Origin of the sequence: Enterobacteriaceae endosymbiont of Plateumaris rustica (assembly GCF_012562965.1) — a bacterium.
Taxonomy (GTDB): domain Bacteria; phylum Pseudomonadota; class Gammaproteobacteria; order Enterobacterales; family Enterobacteriaceae.
This window is the reverse complement of record NZ_CP046228.1, coordinates 131165-153359: the sequence shown is the minus strand read 5'-3', so window position 1 is coordinate 153359 and position 22195 is coordinate 131165. Positions and strand designations below refer to the sequence as shown.

Below are 22195 nucleotides of genomic sequence, written 5' to 3'. Positions count from 1 at the left end.
TTATTTAGCTAAAAATAATATTTCATTAATAACATCATAAAAAGATAAACCAGCTTTCTTTGCAGATATAGGAAATAAACTATGGGGAGTCATTCCAGGACAAGTATTTATTTCTAGTAATTGAAAATTATTTTTTTTATCTAAAATTACATCTATTCTTCCCCAACCGCTACATCCTAATACATTCCATGCATTCATAGCTAATTCAGATAATTCTGTTTCTTTATATTTATTTAATCCGCTAGGACAAAAATATTTAGTATTTGTATCAATATATTTTGCTTTATAATTATATAATGAATAAATTGACTCAATTTTAATTGATGGTAACGTTTTATTACCTAATATACTGACTGTATATTCTATACCTTCAATATACTTTTCAATTAATATACTATCACTATATATAAAAGCTTTTTTTATAGCATCTAATAAATAATTAATATTATCTACTTTAGATACACCTAAACTTGATCCAGTAGAATTAGGTTTTACACATACGGGTAAATTTAATTTTAAAATATTTTTTTTTATTTCTAAATAATTTTTTTTATAAAAATCATTTTTTTTTAAAAAAAAATGAGGATAAACTGGTAATCCATATTCTTTCCATAAAGTTTTTGTAATAAATTTATTCATAGTTATAGAAGAAGCTAATGATCTACTACCAGTATAGGGAATATTTAAATATTCTAATATAGTTTGTAAACTACCATCCTCTCCTCCTTTACCATGTAAAGCAATAAAAATTTTTTGAAATTTATTTTTTTTTAATAAAAATAATGGAAAATTTTTAGTATCTAATCCATAAGCTTTAATACCCATTTTTTTTAGTGCATTTAATATTGTATATCCTGAAATTAAAGATATTTTTCTTTCTGGTGAATTACCACCATATAAAACTGCTATTTTATTAAACATATTAAAATTTTTTATAAAAAATATTTAAATAACATAAAATATATTATAATTTGAATTTTTTTTTAACTAATAAAGATGAAATATTATTAATATCTCCAGCACCTTGAATTAATAATATGTCATTTCCAGTAAGTTTTGAATATAAACTTAAAATTATTTCATTATAATTTTTCCATATACCAAAAATTGGAATAATTTTTCCATAATTTTTTATTCCATTAAATAAAGAAATACTATCTCCACCTATAATATAATCTTCTCCAGCAGAATATACATTTAATATATATAATACATCAACATTAGATAATACTCTTATAAATTTATTAAATAAATTTATAGTTCTAGAATAACGATGTGGCTGAAATATCATTATAATTTTTTTTCGTGGCCAAACAGTACGTATTGTATTAATTGTTATATTTATTTCTGTAGGATGATGACCATAATCTTCAATAAGTATAACATTACCTATTAAATTATTTTTTTTATATTTAAAAGTACCTAAAATATCAAACCTTCTTTTTATACCCGGAAAATTTTCTAATGCTTTTAATATATCTTTATTACGTATTCCTATATAAGAAGATACAGTAAAAGCTGCAGTTGCATTTAAAACATTATGATAACCAGGTAAATTTAAATTTACTTCTAAAGATATATTTTCTTTTGTTTTTAATAAAAAAAATTTACTTTTTAAACCATTTTGTTGATAATTATATATTCTTACATCAGCATCTTTACTAAAACCATAAGTTATAATATTATTATGTATTAAATTATTTTTTATTAAATTTCTTATAGATGTATTATCAATACAAACAATAATACAACCGTAAAAAGGTATTTTTTTTAAAAAATATAAAAATTTTTTTTTTAAAATTTCAATATTATTTTGATAAAAATCTAAATGTTCATCTTCAATATTAGTAATAATATTAATTATAGGTCTTAAATTAATAAAAGAAGCATCACTTTCATCTGCTTCTGTTATAAAATATTTACTTGTTCCTAAATAAGCATATAATTCTGATTTTTTTAAAATTCCTCCATTAATAAATGTTGGATCAAGTCCTAATAATGAATATATATAATATATCATTGCAGTAGTAGTAGTTTTACCATGACTTCCAGTAATAGTTATACCATAATAAAATCTCATTATTTCAAATAACATTTTAGCTCTACTAATTATTATAATATTTTTTTTTTTTGCAGCAATTATTTCTGGATTATTATTTTTTATTGCTGAAGATACTACAAGAACATTTACATTATTAATATTATTAATATTATGTTGAAAGTATATTTTTACTCCTAATGAAATTAAATTATTTGTAATAGTATTAGAAATAATATCTGATCCACTTACTTTATATCCTTTTTTTACTAAAATATAAGCTATACCTCCCATACCAGAACCACCAATTCCAACAAAATGAATATTTTTAATATTATCCATTTTAGGTGTTATATAATTTACTTTTTTTAAAAAATTATTTCTTTTCATTACTTTATAATTCTATATTATGGATAACTATAATTAGTTAATAAATTTATTAATTTCTTTATAAATTAATTCTGTAGAATTAATTAAAGAAATACTACGAGATTTTTTTGACATTTTTATTAATATTTTTTTATTCCAAGATAATATTATATTTATAATATCATAAATATTAAAATTATTTTGATCAAAAATTTTTGCTGCTCCAATTTTTTCTAATCTTAATGCATTAAAATATTGTTGATTATCTTTATGTTTAAAAGGTATAAAAATAGCTGGTAATCCTACAGCAGAAATTTCACTTACAGTCATAGCACCTGATCTACTAATAACAATATCTGCCCATTTATATGCATCATGCATTTTATTAATATATTCTGTAATAAAATAAAATTTTTTTTTATATTTATCTAAAAATGATAAAGAAATATTTTTTAAATTACCTTTTCCTACTTGATGTAATATCATTACTTTATTTTTTAAAATCTTTGCTAATTTTACACCTATAATGTTTATTATATCAGAACCTTGACTACCACCCATAATTAATATATGCAAAGGTTTTTTATATTTTAAAATATTTTTTTTATTTTTATATAAAGATAATTTAATTATTTCTTTACTTAAAGGATTACCTACTAATATTCCATTTTTGAATGTATTAGGATAAGCTTGCATATTTTTTTTAGCTATTTTTGATAAAAAACTATTAGTAATTCCTGGAATACTATTTTGTTCATGAATTATTAATGGAATACCACACAACCAAGCAGCTATTCCACTAGGTCCTGATATGTAACTTCCCATAGTTAAAACTATATTAGGTTTATAAGATTTATAAATTAAAATAGATTCATATATAGGTTTTATTAGTTTAAATAAAGTTATTATTTTTGACCAGATATTTTTTTTTTCAAATTTAAATAATTTAATTAAATAAATTTTAATTCCTTTTTTAGGAATAATATTTGCTTCCATTCTATTAATTGCACCTAACCAACGAACATCCCATCCTTTTTCTATTAATTTATGTGCTATATTAAGACCAGGATAAATATGTCCACCTGTTCCACCGGATACTATAATAATTTTTTTAGACATTTTTATATTTATATAATTTAAAATATGTTAAATAAAAATACAATTAAATATTTTTTACAATTAATTAATTTTTTATAAAAGATATATTTAATTATTTTTTTTAACTAATTTAATAAATTTTATTCCTCGATCTTTAAAGTTTATAAATTGATCAATACTAGAACAAGCAGGAGATAATAAAACTATATCGCCATATTTTAATAATTTTGAAATATTTTTTATAGCATCAGACATATTTTTGACTGGTATTGCTTTAGGATATAAAGATATTATTTTTTTACTAGCTAATCCAAAACAATAAACATGAATATTATTATTCATTAAATATTTTTTTAACAAATGAAATTCACAATTTTTATCATATCCTCCTAATAGTAACCATATTCTTTTATCATTTCCTAAAAAATCTAAAGCTGCTTTTGTACTGTTTATATTAGTAGATTTAGAATCATTAATCCAAATAACTCCATTTTTTTCATGTATAATTTGTAATGTATGATTATTTAATTTATAATTACTAATATATTTTAATGATATTTTTCTTGGTATATTTAATATATCTGCTATTGCTAATACGGATAAAGAATTAACATAATTATGTATTCCCATTAATTTAGTATTTTTAAAATTTAAAATTATTTGATTATTAACTTTTAAATATATATTTTTTTTAGTTTTATATAATTGGTATTTTCCTTTATTTATCCCAAAATTAATACATCGTTGATTTATTTTTAAATTTTTAGGATATGTTAATAAATCATTAGCATTATATATACATATAGAAGCATTTTTATAAATTTTTAACTTAGTTTTTTGATATTGTTCTATTCCTAATGGATAACGATCCATATGATCTGATGAAATATTTAATATAACTGATATAAATGGTTTAAATTTTTTTATACTTTCTAATTGAAAACTAGATATTTCTATTACATAAAAATTTTGAAAATTAGTTAATAAACTTAATGCAGGATATCCAATATTTCCACCAATTGCTGCACTGTAGTAATTATTTATTATTTTACCTATCATATTAGTTACAGTACTTTTTCCATTAGTACCTGTAATAGCAATTATAGGAGTTTTTGTTGAATTATAGAATAATTCAATATCTCCTATTATTTTGATTCCTCTATTTGCAGCATCTTTTAATAATGGATGTAATACAGAAATTCCTGGACTAATAACAATTAAATTAGCATTTAAAATCCAATCTTTATTAAGATATCCAACACAATATTTAACTAAAGATGGTATTTCTTTAATTAAAGGAGGATTAATTCTACTATCCATGACATATGGTATAATACCTTGTTTAATAAAAAAATTGATACATGAAAGTCCAGTAATTCCTAAACCTATGATTAATACTTTTTTAGTTTTATTCATTAACATACCTTTAATATTGACAAGGCAAGAAATAATAATATTAATGATATTATTCCAAATCTAACAACAATATGAGGTTCTGAAAATCCTTTTAATTCAAAATGATGATGTATAGGTGCCATAAGAAATACACGATATTTTTTATATTTATAAAAAAAAACTTGAATTATAACTGATAATGATTCAAATAAAAATATTCCACCAATAATAAATAATAATATTTCTTGTCTTATTAAAATAGTTATCATACCTATAGCACTTCCTAAAGATAGTGATCCTATATCTCCCATAAATATAGTTGCTGGATATGTATTAAACCATAAAAAACCTAATCCTGAACCAATAATTGCAGTACATATAATTACTAATTCTTTAGTATATTTTATATATGGTAAATTAAAATATTTAGCATATTTTATATCTCCCGTAATTAATGATATTATTGCTAAACCAATAATAACTGATATTATAGAAATAATAGCCATACCATCTAAACCATCAGTTAAATTTACAGAATTACTAATCCATATTATAATTAGATAAGAAATTATTAAATATGTAGTAAAATTTAAATAAATTTTTATATTTTTACAAAAAGGAATTATAAATTGTAATGCAGATTTATCTGTGTTATTTATATAAAAAAATGTAATAATTGTTGTTGTTATAATTGTTTGTAAAAAAATTTTTTTATAAATAGTTAAACCAATAGAATTATTTAAAATAATTTTATAAAAATCATCTATAAAACCAATTAATGCATATAATATCATTATAGTTAATACATACCATAGATATGGATTATATAAGTCTGACCAAAATAATATTGAAATAATAAATGATATTAATATTACAATACCCCCCATAGTAGGAATATTATTTTTTTTTAAATGAGATTTAGGACCATCTAAACGAATTACTTGAGAATAATTTTTTTTACGAAAAAATATAATAAAATATGGAATAATATACAGCGAGATAACAAAAGAAGTTAAAAGACTAATGATAGATCTAAATGTCAGACTAGTGAAAAAAATAAATGTTGGAAAATAATATTTAAAATATTTAACTAAAATAATTATCATTTAAATTGTTCCTGCTTTAATAACATATCTATCAGTGTTTCTATTTGAGCTTTTCTAGATCCTTTAAATAAAATAGTAAATTTATTAAAATTAGTTAATATTTTAATTAATCGTATAATTAATTTTTGTTTATTTAAAAAATGTTCAGCATTATTATTATACTTTGTAATATATTTACTATAATTACCAATACTTAAAACATAATCTAATTTAGATTTTATAATAATTTTTTTTATTTGATTATGATAAAAAATTGAATAACGTCCTAATTCCATCATATCTCCAATAACTAAAATTTTTTTACCATTCATTTTTTTAAGAACATTAATAGCTGCTATAACTGATTTAGGATTAGCATTATATGTATCATTTAAAATTAATTTATTATGTCCTAATTTTATAGGAAAAAGTCTAGCAGCTACTGATTTAAAATTTGCTAAACCTTTAGATATATCTTTTAAAGAAGCACCTGCAGATAATGATAGTGCTGATGCGGCTAATGCATTACTTACATTATGTACACCGCCAATAATAAATAAATTAATAAATATTATTCCTATTGGAGTATGTAAATTAAAATAAATTTTATTTTGTAAAATTTTTAAATTACTAGTAAAAAAATCAGCATTATAATTTTTTATAGAAAATGTCCATATTTTTTTATTAATTAATTTATGTAAAAATTTTTTATAATTTATATCATCAAAATTAACAATAGCTCTATCATTAATTGATAAATATTTAAATATATCACTTTTACATTTAATAATATTTTTAAAAGATTTAAAACCTTCTAAATGAGATTCTGATAAATTATTAATTATAGCTGTATTAGGTCTAACTAAATTAGTTGAGTATTTAATATCATTTAAATTATTGGCTCCTAATTCAATAATTACATATTTATGTTTTTTATTTAAATTTAACAATGTTAAAGAAACTCCAATAATATTATTCATATTATCTTTAGTAAATAAAACTTGGCCAATATTTTTTAATATTGATAAAGTCATTTCTTTAACAGACGTTTTACCAGATGAACCTGTTATACCTATAAAATGAGATTTTGATTGTAATCTTTTCCATAAACTTATTTTACTTAAACTAATAATTGTATTAGATACAATTATTTGAGGTATTATTACTTTTAAATATTTTTCAACAATTATAGCTATTGCTCCATTAGATATTGCGTCTTGAACAAAACTATGCCCATCAAAATTATTTCCTTTAATAGCTATAAATAAACATTTAAAATTAATTTTTTTACTATTTATAGAAAAATTTAATATATCAATATTTTTTCCAATTAATTTACCATTAATAATTTGTGTTAATTTTTTTAAATTAATAAATTTATTCATTAAATATTTTTTTTAAAAATGTTATTAACAACATTATAATCAGAATAATTAAAAATTTTATTCCCAATAATTTGATACTGTTCATGACCTTTTCCTGCTATAAGAATAGTATCATTTTTATTAGCGTTATTTATTGCATAATGTATTGCTTTAAATCTATTTGTGATTATATGTAAATTATTTTTATTTTTATATTTTTCTATAATATCATTAATAATATCTATTATATTTTCTGATCTAGGATTATCAGTAGTAATAATTACAACATCTGAAAAATTTTTAGCAATTATACCCATAATTGAACGTTTTCCAATATCTCTTTCTCCTCCACATCCAAATATACACCATATTTTTCCTTTACAGTATAATTTAATAGTTAAAAGTGCATTTTTTAATGCATGAGGAGTGTGTGCATAATCAATTATAATTTTTGGATATTTTTTTTTTGAAGGAAATATTTCCATTCTTCCATGAACAGAATGTATTTTGTGTGAAGTATTTATAAGTTCTTTTAAAGAAAAATTTAAATTTAATAATGTAGTCATACTTAAGATAATATTAATTACATTAAAATATCCAATTAAAAATGTTTTAATAGTTCCTTTACCCCAACTAGAATTAAATTCTATAATAGTATTATCTTTTAAAAAATTTATTTTAGTAACTTTAAAATATAAATTATTTTTAATAAAAAAATATTTTTTAGTAGTAACAGCAATAACATTTTTATTATTATAAGATAATTTTTTAAACCAATTATATCCTATAATATCATTAATATTTATAATATTTTTTATAATTTTATGTTCAGAAAAAAATTTCCATTTAGTTAACTCATAATTTTTCATATTTAAATGATAATCTAAATGATCTCTAGTTAAATTGGTAAAAATTCCTACTTCAAATTTTAAATTTGCAACTCTAAATTGTTTTAGTCCATGAGAAGATATTTCTATAATAACTATGTCAGCTTTTTTTTCTAAAAAATTTTTTAATGTATATTGAATATCAATTGCAGAATCTGTAGTATTATTAGTAGTTATTAAATTATTATAAAAACCATTTCCTAATGTACTACAAATTGCTGCTTTTTTTCCTAATAAATTAATCCATTGCATTAAAAAATTGGTAATACTTGTTTTTCCATTAGTTCCTGTAACTCCAATTACAGGTATTTTATAACTTGGATGATTATATAATTTACCTGCAAAAAAAGAAATTTTTTTTTGTAAATTTGATAAAAAAATTATAGGAATATTATTTTTAAAAATTATATTATAAGGTGATGTATTATTATCACTATAAGTGATAATAGCAACAGCTCCATTTTTAATAGCGTCATCTATAAAAATTTTTCCATCTAATTTACAACCTTTAATAGCTATAAATAAACAATTCTTACCTTTAATTTGACGACTATCTAAAACTATTTTATTTATAAAAATATTAGATATTTTATAATCACTTATATGATTATTTAATAATTCTAATAAATTTAATCCATAGTTACTCAATAATATACCTTATAAAAAATAAAATTTATATTTTCATTTAAAATTTTTATATTTTTTGTCCTACACGTAATATTGCACTTCTTGACCTAGGGTTATCATAAATTTCTTTATAAGAAGGAAATATTCTATCAATTACTTTTAATTTATAATTGTTTTTAGATAAATTATTTATTTCTTTTTCGGTTAAAGGAAAATTAGAATAACATTTATCATTCATACTATATATTTTCATAAAATTTTTTATAATACGATCTTCTAATGAATGAAAACTAATTACAGATATTATACCTCCTTTCTTTAATATTATTAATGAATTAAATAAAGCTTTTTTTAATTCTTCTAGTTCTTTATTAATAAAAATTCTTATTGCTTGAAAAGATCTTGTTGCTGGATGTTTTAATCTTTTTTTGTTTTTATTATATTTGTATAATACAGAACATATTAATCTACTTAAATTACTAGTTTTATTTAATTTATTTTTTATAACATATTGTTTAATATAAAATGCTATTTTTTTAGCAAATTTTTCTTCACCATAATTTTTTAATACAAAAGCTAATTCATCTTGACTAACTTTTTTAATCCATTGTTCTGCAGTTATTCCATTCTTTTGATCAAAACGCATATCTAATAAACCATCAATCATAAAAGAAAAACCTCTTTTAGGATCATTTAATTGAAAAGATGAAAAACCTAAATCAAATAATATTCCATCTATTTTACCTAATATTTTTGTATCTAAAATATTTATTAGGTTAGAAAATTTTGTATTTATATATATAATACGTTTATCAAAAATTTTATTAACTAATATTGTTTTTATATCACAGTCTATTGCATATATACGACCTCTTTTTCCTAATTTAGATAAGATTAATTTTGTATGACCTCCACATCCATATGTGGCATCTATATAAATACCATTCTTTTTTACATTTAAACTATTAATAGATTCTTTTAACATAACTGGTAAATGTTTTATCATAATTTGTATTTATAATGTAATTATAAAATAATTTTATTAGTTTATTTAAAATATTTTATATTTAATTGAACATTTATTATAGTACTAATTATATTATATGAATTATTTAATATTATATAATAATATTGTTATCTATATAAATAAATCTAATTATATAAAATATTTATTATTTTGATTAATATATTTATTATTATATCTATACAAAAATTATAGATAATATTTTTTTTTAGATTAAATAATTTTATTATAAAATAAATTTTTAATAAAAAATACTATTTATATTAATAATAAAATTTTACTATATATAAAATATTATAAAAATTTTTACATAATCATGAATATAAAAAATATAAAATGTACTCCCATAATGCAACAATATTTTAAAATAAAAAAACAATATCCAAATATATTATTATTTTATCGTATGGGTGATTTTTATGAAATGTTTTTTAAAGATGCTAAAAAAGTATCAAAAATATTAAATATTGTTCTTACACAAAGAGGTACATTTAACGATAAACCAATACCTATGGCTGGTATACCATTTCATAGTTTAGAAAATTATTTATCTAAATTAATTAATTTAGGTGAGTCTGTAGCAATTTGTGAGCAAATTAATAATATAAATAAAACACCTAATAAGATATTAGAACGTAAAATTGTACGTATTATTACTCCTGGAACTGTAAGTGATGATTTTTTATTAAAAAATAATCAAGATAATTTATTAGCATCTATATGGCAAGAAATAAATTATGGTTTCGGATATGCAACATTAAATATGAGTTCTGGAAGTTTTAAAATTATGGAAAGTAAAAATTATGATATAATATCAGGTGAATTACAAAAAACTAATCCTGTTGAATTATTATATCCTGAAAATTTTCAATATATGAAATTAATAGAAAAAAGAAATTGTATTAGACGTAGACCAATATGGGAATTTGATCTTGATACTGCTCACCAACAATTAAATATACAATTTAAAACTAAAAACTTAAAGAGTTTTGGTATTGAAAAAGCATCAATGGCTATTAAAGCTGCTGGTTGTTTAATACAGTATGTTAAAGATACACAACGTGTATTTTTACCTCATATAAATAATATTAAATTAAAAAATATTTCTAATGAAATTATAATGGATAAAAATACTAGGAAGAATCTTGAAATTACAGAAAGTATATCAGGTAATAAAGATAATACTTTAATAAGTATATTAGATTATACTAGTACTTCAATGGGTAGTCGTTTGTTAAAACGTTGGTTACATTCTCCCGTACGTAATAATAAAATTATTTTTGAACGTCAAAATAGTATTTCAAAATTACAAGAACATTTTATTAATTTTCAAAAATTATTAATTAAGATAAATGATATTGAAAGAATAATTGCAAGATTATCACTACGAACTGCTAAACCTAAAGATTTAGTTTCTTTAAGATATACTTTTAATATTTTACCTAAAATACATAATATTTTTAATATTATAGGAAATTGTTATATTAAAAAAAATTTTTTTAATATAGGATTATTTGAAAAATTAAAGAATTTATTAAAGAAATCAATTAAAAAAAATCCGTCTTCTACATTAAAAGATGGAAATGTAATTGCTACAGGATATAATAAAACTTTAGATACATTAAGAAAATTATCTAAAAATTCTCAAGAATATTTAATTACTTTAGAAAAACAAGAACGTAAATTATTGAATATAGAAAAATTAAAAATAGGATTTAACACTATATATGGATATTATATACAAATAACTAAAAATCAAAAAATTAAAAAATTACCTAAAAAATATTTAAATATTCAAATATTAAAACATTATAACAGATATATTATTCCTGAATTAAAAAATTATCAGGAAATGATTCTTTTATCTAAAAATAAATTATTTCTTTTAGAAAAATTTTTATATAATCAATTATTTGATATAATTAATCCCGAATTAAAAAAATTACAACAAATGGTTTTATTAATATCAGAACTAGATGTATTATGTAATTTAGCAGAAAGATCAATAACTTTAAATTATACACGTCCTATTATTAGTAATAAATTAGGATTATTTCTAGAAAATTCTCGTCATCCTGTTGTAGAAAATATTCTTAAAGATCAATTTATTCCTAATAATTTATTATTAACTCCTGAAAATCATATGTTAATAATTACTGGTCCTAATATGGGTGGTAAAAGTACTTATATGCGTCAAATTGCACTGATTGTTTTAATGACTTATATAGGTAGTTATGTACCAGCAAAAAAAGCTATTATTGGTCCAATAGATCGTATATTTACAAGAATTGGTTCTATGGATGATATTTCATCTGGTTTATCTACTTTTATGATAGAAATGATAGAAACAGCAAACATTTTAAGAAATGCTAATAAATATAGTTTAGTATTAATGGATGAAATTGGTAGAGGTACATCTACATATGATGGATTATCTATTGCATGGGCTTGTGCTGAGAATATTTTAAAAAAAAATAAATCAATGACTTTATTTTCTACAAATTATATTGAATTAACTAATTTATCTTTAAAAAATAAAGGAATAAAAAATGTTTATTTTGATGCTATAGAATTTAATAAATCTATTGTATTTATGTATTCATTAAAAAATGGAATTATTAATAAAAATTATGGTTTATTTGTTGCTTCTTTAGCTGGTATACCTAAAAAGGTAATTAAATTAGCTGAAAAAAAAATTATTCAATTAGAAAAAAAATTATTAAAATATTAATTGATTAATTAAATAATTAGTTTTTTATCTTAATTATTATTGATATTATTTCTAAATATATTAATAGAATATAATTAATTATGTTAAAATTAGTAAAAATAATATATATTTAATAGGATAATAGTTTATTATGAGTTCTTTTTCTAAAGAAATTAATTCAATTAATATTGAAGAAGAATTAAAAAATTCTTATTTAGATTATGCTATGTCTGTTATAATAGGTAGAGCATTACCAGATGCAAGAGATGGATTAAAACCTGTACATAGAAGAATGTTATATGCTATGTATATATTAGGAAATACATGGAATAAACCTTATAAAAAATCAGCTCGTATTGTAGGAGATGTTATAGGTAAATATCATCCTCATGGTGATTCTGCTGTTTATGATACTATAGTTAGATTAGCACAATCATTTTCTTTAAGATATACATTAATAGATGGACAAGGTAATTTTGGATCTATTGATGGTGATTCTGCAGCAGCTATGCGTTATACTGAAATAAGAATGACTAAAATAGCTCAAGAAATAATTAGTGATCTTGAAAAACAAACAGTAGATTTTTTACCTAATTATGATTTAACTGAAAAAATTCCTGAAGTAATGCCTACAAAAATACCTAATTTATTAATTAACGGATCTTCTGGAATAGCTGTAGGGATGACTACAAATATACCTCCACATAATCTTACAGAAGTTATAAATGCATGTTTAGCATATATAAAAAATGAAAATATTTCTATTCAACAATTAATGAAATATATTCCTGGACCTGATTTTCCCACATCAGGAATTATAAATGATTTTGATGGTATTCAAAAAGCTTATATTACAGGAAAAGGAAAAATTTTTATTCGTGGACGTAGTAAAATTGTCATAAACAATAATCTTAAATCAATTATTATATATGAATTACCATATCAGGTTAATAAAGCTAAACTCATAGAAAAAATTGTAGAATTAATTAAAGAAAAAAAAATTCATGGAATTAAAAATTTACGAGATGAATCAGATAAAGATGGCATTAGAATTGTAATGGAAATAAAAAAAGATATATCTACAGACGTTATTTTGAATAATTTATATTCTTTAACTCCATTACAAATTTCTTTTAGTATTAATATGGTCTCCTTATATAAAGGACAACCTAAAATCATGTCTTTAAAAAATATTATTGAAGCATTTATATCTCATCGACGTGAAGTAGTAATACGTAGAACTAATTATGAAATTAATAAATCACGTAATAAAGCTCATATTTTAGAAGGATTAATAGTAGCATTATCTAATATACAATCAATAATAGAAATTATTCGTTCTTCTTCTATTATAGAAATCATAAAAAATAAAATTTATTCTAAATCATGGAATACTAATAATTTATTATTTATTTTAAAATCTCAAGAGAAAAAAAAATCGAATATTATTTTAAATAATTTAAATTTAATTAAATCTAATAATAATTATTCTTTTAGTCATAAACAAGTACAAGCTATCTTAGATTTAAAATTACATAAATTAACTAGTTTAGAACATAAAAAATTATTTCAAGAATATCAAAATATTATATATAAAATATCAGAACTTATTAAAATAGTTGATGACTATCAATGTTTAATGAAAGTTATATATAAAGAATTAATTTTTATTAAAGAAGAGTTTGGAGATAAAAGAAAAACTGAGATTATCAAAAACAGATCTTTTATAAAAATGGAAGATTTAATTAATTCTGAAGATGTCATAATTACACTATCATATCAAGGTTATATTAAATATCAAAAATTATCTGATTATGAAGTTCAACATAGAGGTGGTAAAGGAAAATTAGCAGTTAAAATAAAAGAAAAAGATTTTATTAATCGTATAATTATAGCTAATACACATGATAATCTTTTATGTTTTTCTAATTTAGGACGTTTATACTGGACTAAAGTATATAATTTACCAATGTCTAATAGATACGCTAAAGGTAGACCAATTATAAATATTTTACCATTAAAAAATCATGAAAAAATTACTAATTTATTTGTATTAAAAAAATATAGTAATGATTTAAATTTATTTATGGCAACTAGAAAAGGAATAGTAAAAAAGACTAATTTAAATAAATTTAGTAAACCTAGAAATGGAGGAATTATTGCAATAAAATTAAAAAAAAATGATTCTTTAATAGGAATTGATATCACTCATAAAAAAGATAAAATAATGTTATTTTCATCTTTAGGTAAAGTTGTACAATTTAATGAAAATGAAGTTAGATCTATGGGTAGAACATCAATTGGTGTAAAAGGAATTAAACTTTTATCTCAAAAAGATAATGTTGTTTCATTAGTTATTTTAAAAAATGAATGTCAAAATGATATTTTAACCATTACAGAAAATGGATATGGAAAAAAAACAAATATTAAAGAATATCCAATTAAATCAAGATCTACTAAAGGTGTTATTTCTATTAAAGTTAATAAAAGAAATGGTTTAGTAGCAAATGCTATAGAAGTATCTTCTAATAATCAAATATTAATAATAACAAATATAGGAACTTTAATACGTACATATGTCTCAGAAATTTCTACAGTTAGTCGTAATACTAAAGGAGTTATGATAATGAAAATAAATAAAAACGAAAAAATTATAGCATTAGAAAAAATTTCTATAAAATAATTTTTTTAATTATAAAAAATATTTATTAATTTTTAAAATATTAATAATAGATAAAATTATTAAATTCCAGAAATTTCTAGTAATTTATTAATTTTATCTATTTTTTCCCATGTAAAAATATTTCTTCCAAAATGTCCATAAGAAGATGTTTTTTTATATATTGGATTTAAAAGATTTAACATTTTAATTATATTTAAAGGTTTTAAATTAAATATTTTTTGTATTAATAAAGTTAATTTTTCATTAGAAATTTTACCAGTTCCAAATGTTTCTATCATTAAAGATATAGGTTCAGAAATACCAATTGCATAGGCTATTTGAATTTCACAACGTGAGGCTAAAGATGAAGCAACTATATTTTTTGCTATATATCTTGCTACATATGCTCCAGATCTATCTACTTTTGAAGGATCTTTTCCTGAAAATGATCCACCTCCATGACGTGCCATACCACCATATGTATCAACAATAATTTTACGTCCTGTTAATCCACAATCTCCCATTGGTCCACCAATTATAAAACGACCGGCAGGATTAATAAGAAATTTTGTATTTTTATGTAACCATATTTTAGGTAATATTGGTTTAATAATTTCTTCCATAACTGCTTCTTGTAAATATTTATATGATATATCTTCTGAATATTGAGTAGATAAGACTACTGTTTCTATTCCTATAATTTTATTATTTTTATATTTAAAAGTAATTTGACTTTTAGCATCTGGTCTTAACCATGGTAAAATCCCATTTTTTCTTACTTCAGATTGTCTTTGTACTAAAAGATGAGCATAAGTTATAGGAGCTGGCATAAAATTTTTTGTTTCATTAGTTGCATATCCAAAAACTAATCCTTGATCACCTGCACCTTCTAATAAACCATTTTTATTAAATACTCCTTTATAAATATCTTTAGATTGTTTACCTATATTATTAAATATAGCACAAGAATTAAAATCAAATCCCATACTAGAATCAATATAACCTATTTCTCTTATTGTTTTTCTTATAATTTTTTCTATATCTATAATAGCAGTTGTAGTTATTTCTCCTCCAACTAGTACTACTCCAGTTTTAATATAAGTTTCACACGCAACACGTGCTGTTACATCTTGTTTAAGAATAGCATCTAATATAGCATCAGAAATTTGATCTGCCATTTTATCTGGATGTCCTTCAGATACAGATTCTGAAGTAAAAAGATATTCACTCATGATTCTTACCTTTTATAATAATTAAATAAAACTTATTTTTAATTAATATTGATTATATTTAATAAACATTATTGTTTTATTAAAAAATAATTTAAATAAATTAAAAATATTAATTATAAATCTTTTAATAAATAAGAACTAGAATAATAATATTATATTAATTAATATAATTAATCTAATTTTTTAGAAATATAATAAATAGATTTTAATATTATTTAAGTATATATTTATTTTATATATAAAATAAATATATAAATTTAATTTTTTTATTTTTTAAAAATTTATATCAAAATAATATAACTATTAGGAGTCATAATTAATGTCTTCTCGAAGAGATCTTGCTAATGCTATTCGTATATTAAGTATAGATGCTATACAAAAATCTAATTCTGGTCATCCTGGAGCTCCTATGGGAATGGCTGATATAGCAGAAGTATTATGGCGTGATTATTTAAATCATAATCCTGGAAATCCTCAATGGATAAATCGTGACAGATTTATCTTATCTAATGGTCATAGTTCAATGTTAATATATAGTTTATTACATTTAACTGGTTATGATTTAACAATATCAGAATTGAAAAATTTTAGACAACTAAATTCTAAAACTCCAGGACATCCTGAATTTGGATGTACACCAAGTATAGAAACAAGTACAGGACCATTAGGTCAAGGATTAGCTAATGCTGTTGGTATGGCTATAGCTGAAAAAACATTAGCTGCACAATTTAATAAACCAAATTTTGATATAATTAATCATTATACTTATGTATTTATTGGTGATGGATGTTTAATGGAAGGGATATCTCATGAAGTATGTTCTTTAGCAGGTACATTAAAATTAAAAAAATTAATAGTATTTTATGATAATAATGGTATATCTATTGATGGTAATATTAGTGGATGGTTTACTGATGATACTAAAAAAAGATTTGAATCATATGGATGGAATGTTATTTCTAATATAAATGGTCATAATTATAAAGAAATACAAAAAGCAATCAATACAGCTAAAACTTCTATAGAAGAAAAACCATTTTTATTAATATGCAATACTACTATTGCTTTTGGTTCACCTAATAAATCTGGGAAAAATATATCACATGGATCACCATTAGGTGAAATAGAAATTTCTTTAACCAGGAAAAAATTAAATTGGAACTACAAACCTTTTATTATACCAAAATTTATCTATGATAAATGGAATGCAAAAGACATAGGAAATTTAAAAGAATTAAAATGGATAAATAAATTTAATGAATATTCTATATTATTTCCGGAATTAGCTAAAGAATTAAAAAGAAGAATTAATAATTTATTACCTAATAATTGGATTATTAAATCTAAACAATTTATTCAAAAATTATATAAAAATTCTACTGATATATCTACTCGTCAAGCATCACAAGAATGTTTAGAATTTTTTTCGAAAATATTACCAGAATTTTTAGGTGGTTCTGCTGATTTATCTTCCAGTAATTTAACTTTATGTTCTGAATCTAAAGCTATAAATAAATCAATATATGGTAATTATATTCATTATGGTGTAAGAGAATTTGGTATGATTGCTATATCTAACGGAATTTCTTTATATAAAGGATTTATTCCATATACAGCAACTTTTTTAACATTTTCCGATTACGCTCGTAATGCTATTCGTATGGCTGCATTAATGAAAATTAGAAATATAATGATTTATACTCATGATTCTATAGGAGTAGGAGAAGATGGACCTACTCATCAACCAATTGAACAATTATCTAGTTTAAGATTAATTCCAAATTTAAGTATTTGGCGTCCATGTGATCAATTAGAAACAGTTATAGCATGGAAATATGCTATTGAAAATATTCATAATCCAACTGGATTAATATTATCTCGTCAAAATTTACCTGTACAAATTAGAAATAAAAGTAAAATAACATATATTAAATATGGTGGTTATATCTTAAAAGATTGTTTAGAACAAAATCCTGATGTTATTTTAATAGCAACAGGTTCAGAAGTTCATTTAGCAGTAGAAGTATATAATCAATTATCTAAATTAAAATATAAAATTAGAGTTGTTTCTATGCCTTCTACAGATGTTTTTGATAAACAAAGTGAAGAATATAAAAATTATGTATTACCTCAAAAAATTAAATTAAGAATTGCAATTGAAGCTGGAAAATCTGATTTTTGGTATAAATATGTAGGATTAAAAGGAATTGTAATAGGAATAGATAAATTTGGTTATTCTGCACCTGCTGAAAAATTATTTAAAAAATTTGGTTTTACAGTAGAAAATATTATTTTAAAAATTCAAAAACTTTTAAAGTATAATTAAATTATTAAAAATAAAGGAATATAAAATATGTCTATATTAAGTATTTTAGATATTAATATTACAAACAAAATATTATTTATTAGATCTGATCTTAATGTTCCTATAAATTCTGAAGGAAATATAATTTCTGATATTAGAATTCGTTTATCATTACCAACTATAAAATACGCTATAAGTAAAGGAGCTAAAATTATTATAACTTCTCATTTAGGACGTCCTATAGAAGGAGTATATAATCATATTTTTTCTTTAAAAAAAATTAGTCAATATTTAGAAAATATTTTAAATTATAAAATTTCTTTAAAAAAAAATCTTTTAAATAATTTAAATTTTAAAAAAAATGAAATAATTATGTTAGAAAATGTTCGATTTAATATAGGTGAAAAACATAATGATAAAGAACTATCTAAAAAATATGCTTCATTATGTGATATTTTTGTAATGGATGCATTTGCGACAGCACATCGTAAACATTCATCTACTTATGGAATAATAAAATATGCAAATATATCTTGTGCTGGTTTATTATTAATAAATGAATTAAATAATTTAAATAAAATTTTTAAAAAGCCTAAACATCCTATTGTTTCTATTGTGGGAGGATCAAAAATATCAACTAAATTTAATGTATTAAATAAATTAGCTAAATTATCAGATAAAATTATTGTTGGAGGTGGTATTGCTAATACATTTTTAGCAATAGATAATAATATTGGTAAATCATTATATGAGCCAAAATCTTTAAATTTAGCAAAAAAATTAAAAGAAAAATATAATAATTTTATTATACCTATAGATTGTAAAGTAGGAATATCCTTTTCAAAAAATACATCAGTTAAAACAAAAAAAATTAATAATATTTTATCTAATGACAGAATAATGGATATTGGAAAAAATACCATAAAAATTATAATAGATATTTTAAATAAAGCAAAAACCATATTATGGAATGGACCTTTAGGAGTTTTCGAATTTACTAAATTTAGTGAAGGAACAAAAATTATAGCTTATACTATTGCTAATAGTAATGCATTTTCTATTGCTGGAGGTGGAGATACATTAGCTGCAATAGAATTATTTAATCTATTTAATAAAATTTCATATATTTCAACTGGAGGTGGATCATTTTTAAATTTTGTAGAAGGTAAAAAATTACCTTCAATATCTATATTAAAAAAATATAATAGTATTAATATAATTAATTCTGATAATATAAAAAAATAATATTAGATATTTATTAAAAATAAGGTAAAATATAACTATATGTCTAAAATTTTAAATTATGTAAAACCAGGTGTTGTTGTTAGTCATGATGTACAAACTATATTTAAAATAGCAAAAGAAAATAAATTTGCTTTACCTGCAATAAATTGTATAGGTACTGATTCTATTAATATAGTTTTAGAAACAGCAGCTAAGGTTAAATCACCAGTAATTATTCAATTTTCTCTTGGTGGCGCTTCTTTTATTGCAGGTAAGGCATTACAAATTCAAAATTCTCAATTAGCATCTATTATAGGAGCTGTATCTGGAGCACATCATGTACATAAAATTGCTCAATATTATGGAATACCAGTAATACTCCATACAGATCATTGTACTAGAAAAACTTTATCTTGGATAGACGGTTTATTAGATGAAAATGAAAAATATTATTCATTAAATGGAAAACCTTTATTTTCTTCTCATATGATTGATTTATCAAAAGATTCTATAAAAGATAATATTAATATATGTAGTAAATATTTTCAAAGAATGTCTAAAATGAATATAACATTAGAAATAGAATTAGGTTGTACGGGGGGTGAAGAAGATGGTTTAGATAATAGTCATTTGGAAAAAAAATTATTATATACTGATCCTAAAGATGTTAATTATGCTTATGAACAATTAAATTCTATTAGTTCTCAATTTATTATTGCAGCTTCATTTGGAAATGTACACGGTGTATATGAATCAGGAAATGTACAATTATTACCAAAAATTTTAAAACATTCACAAAATTTTATAAGTAAAAAACATAATCTTATTCATAATCCTATAAATTTTGTTTTTCATGGAGGTTCAGGATCTTCTCAAAAAGAGATTAAAGAATCTATAGATTATGGTGTAGTAAAAATGAATATTGATACAGATACTCAATGGGCAAGTTGGAAAGGAGTATTAAAATTTTATAAAGAACATAAAAAATATTTACAAAAACAATTAGGTAATCCAAAAGGTTTAAATAAACCAAATAAAAAGTATTATGATCCAAGATCATGGATTAGAGCATCACAAATATCAATGGGTAAAAGATTAGAAAGAACTTTTCAAGAATTAAATGCTATTAATATATTATAAGATAATATGATTTTTTTATAATCATTATTTATTAATATAAATTGACATATTAATAATGAATAAATTAACTCATAGTATAAATTTTTTAAAAAATTGGATTATATATAATAAAATGTTTATTTTTTATCAATCATTACATTTATGTACATCAGGTTGTATTTTATTATCTGGACTATTAATAATTCGATTATTTACAAAAATTTTATATAATATTTTTATTGTAAAAAAAATAGATCCTATTGCTATAGGATTTATTTCAAATATTTTAAAATATCTTATTACAATTTTTGTAATAGTTAGTACATTAAGTAATATGGGAGTACAAACATCTTCAATAATTGCCGCTTTTGGTACAATAGGTTTAGTTATTGGTTTAGCTTGGCAAAGTGCATTATCAAATTTAGCATCAGGATTATTAATTATTACTTTTCGTACATTTAAAATAGGTGATTATATAAATGTTTGTAATAATATCATTGGTCAAGTAACTAAAGTGGAAATTTTTTCTACTCGTGTAAAAACATTTGATGGTATCATTATAGCAATACCTAATGGTAAAATATTAGCGGATAATATTACCAATCTTTCACAATGTCATGAATATCGTAATAAAATTACTTTAGGACTTTCTAGAATATTAATAAGTGAAGATTTAAATATAATAAAAAAAATATTATTAGATACAATTTATTTAGATCAAAGAATAATTAAAAATTCTAAAATTACTATTATTTTAGATGAAATTACTAATATTTCAATTAATATTACAATATTTTTTTGGATTAATGATTTTATTTACAAAAAAGAAATATGTTCTGATTTAACAAATATAATTAAACAAAATTTAGAATTATATAAAAATTCATGTGTATTATGGATTAATAATAATTAAAATAATATTTTTATTAAAAAATCATTTTAATTTTTAACGGTGCGAACGGGACTTGAACCCGTGACCCCCGACGTGACAGGCCGGTATTCTAACCAACTGAACTATCGCACCATAATATGAATAGTTCTATTATAAATTATATG

The 22195-nt window shown here is 20.8% G+C and carries 13 protein-coding genes, 1 tRNA gene and 2 pseudogenes; 6 read left to right on the top strand and 10 right to left on the bottom strand.

Annotated elements, in window-relative coordinates:
* From GJT82_RS00735 to rsmH, 8 genes are all read right to left on the bottom strand, one after another.
* On the bottom strand, window positions 1-921 hold the full coding sequence (locus tag GJT82_RS00735) for a D-alanine--D-alanine ligase (protein WP_168819250.1): 921 nt from the start codon (window positions 919-921) through the stop codon (window positions 1-3).
* Window positions 922-964: 43 nt separating this feature from the next.
* The gene (murC, locus tag GJT82_RS00730) at window positions 965-2428 is read right to left on the bottom strand and encodes a UDP-N-acetylmuramate--L-alanine ligase (protein ID WP_168819248.1); all 1464 of its coding nucleotides are present in this window, start codon (window positions 2426-2428) and stop codon (window positions 965-967) included.
* A gap of 33 nt (window positions 2429-2461) precedes the next feature.
* A complete protein-coding gene (gene murG / locus GJT82_RS00725) occupies window positions 2462-3526 on the bottom strand; it encodes an undecaprenyldiphospho-muramoylpentapeptide beta-N-acetylglucosaminyltransferase (protein WP_168819246.1) in 1065 nt (354 codons plus the stop codon).
* 87 nt (window positions 3527-3613) lie between these two features.
* Window positions 3614-4921 (bottom strand): UDP-N-acetylmuramoyl-L-alanine--D-glutamate ligase, encoded by a 1308-nt coding sequence (gene murD, locus GJT82_RS00720; RefSeq protein WP_168819244.1) that lies wholly within the window; start codon window positions 4919-4921, stop codon window positions 3614-3616.
* On the bottom strand, window positions 4921-5997 hold the full coding sequence (gene mraY / locus GJT82_RS00715; RefSeq protein WP_425482460.1) for a phospho-N-acetylmuramoyl-pentapeptide-transferase: 1077 nt from the start codon (window positions 5995-5997) through the stop codon (window positions 4921-4923). Before mraY ends, murD begins: the two co-directional genes overlap by 1 nt.
* Before the next feature lie 5 nt (window positions 5998-6002).
* Entirely contained in the window at window positions 6003-7370 is a 1368-nt protein-coding gene (murF, locus tag GJT82_RS00710) for a UDP-N-acetylmuramoyl-tripeptide--D-alanyl-D-alanine ligase (RefSeq protein WP_168819240.1), read from the bottom strand.
* Complete coding sequence (gene murE, locus GJT82_RS00705; protein WP_168819238.1) at window positions 7370-8884, bottom strand: UDP-N-acetylmuramoyl-L-alanyl-D-glutamate--2,6-diaminopimelate ligase; 1515 nt, start codon at window positions 8882-8884, stop codon at window positions 7370-7372. The genes murF and murE overlap by 1 nt, the downstream gene beginning before the upstream one ends.
* A gap of 46 nt (window positions 8885-8930) precedes the next feature.
* Entirely contained in the window at window positions 8931-9869 is a 939-nt protein-coding gene (rsmH, locus tag GJT82_RS00700; RefSeq protein ID WP_246225644.1) for a 16S rRNA (cytosine(1402)-N(4))-methyltransferase RsmH, read from the bottom strand.
* A gap of 367 nt (window positions 9870-10236) precedes the next feature.
* On the opposite strand from rsmH, the pseudogene mutS reads away from it, so the two are divergent.
* Window positions 10237-12597 (top strand): annotated as a pseudogene (gene mutS / locus GJT82_RS00695) (DNA mismatch repair protein MutS); the annotation flags it as partial.
* A 151-nt stretch (window positions 12598-12748) separates the two neighbouring features.
* Window positions 12749-15271: pseudogene (gene gyrA, locus GJT82_RS00690) on the top strand (DNA gyrase subunit A); the annotation flags it as partial.
* 68 nt (window positions 15272-15339) lie between these two features.
* Here the strand turns inward: gyrA and metK are convergent.
* Window positions 15340-16491, bottom strand: coding sequence for a methionine adenosyltransferase (gene metK / locus GJT82_RS00685; RefSeq protein WP_168819232.1), 1152 nt, complete (start codon window positions 16489-16491; stop codon window positions 15340-15342).
* A 319-nt stretch (window positions 16492-16810) separates the two neighbouring features.
* Between metK and tkt the strand changes: the two genes are divergently transcribed.
* Genes tkt through GJT82_RS00665 form a run of 4 tightly spaced genes read left to right on the top strand, consistent with a single transcriptional unit; the run spans window position 16811 to window position 22052 of the window.
* Window positions 16811-18817 carry a transketolase gene (gene tkt, locus GJT82_RS00680; RefSeq protein WP_168819230.1) on the top strand — a complete coding sequence of 669 codons (2007 nt, stop codon included), beginning with the start codon at window positions 16811-16813 and terminating at the stop codon, window positions 18815-18817.
* A gap of 27 nt (window positions 18818-18844) precedes the next feature.
* Window positions 18845-20041 carry a phosphoglycerate kinase gene (locus GJT82_RS00675; RefSeq protein WP_168819228.1) on the top strand — a complete coding sequence of 399 codons (1197 nt, stop codon included), beginning with the start codon at window positions 18845-18847 and terminating at the stop codon, window positions 20039-20041.
* Window positions 20042-20080: 39 nt separating this feature from the next.
* Window positions 20081-21160, top strand: a complete 1080-nt coding sequence (gene fbaA, locus GJT82_RS00670) for a class II fructose-bisphosphate aldolase (RefSeq protein WP_168819226.1) — start codon at window positions 20081-20083, stop codon at window positions 21158-21160.
* 55 nt (window positions 21161-21215) lie between these two features.
* Window positions 21216-22052, top strand: coding sequence for a mechanosensitive ion channel domain-containing protein (locus tag GJT82_RS00665; RefSeq protein WP_168819224.1), 837 nt, complete (start codon window positions 21216-21218; stop codon window positions 22050-22052).
* A gap of 37 nt (window positions 22053-22089) precedes the next feature.
* On the opposite strand, the gene GJT82_RS00660 is transcribed toward GJT82_RS00665, so the two are convergent.
* Window positions 22090-22163: transfer RNA gene (locus GJT82_RS00660), tRNA-Asp, on the bottom strand.
* Window positions 22164-22195: the final 32 nt, after the last annotated feature.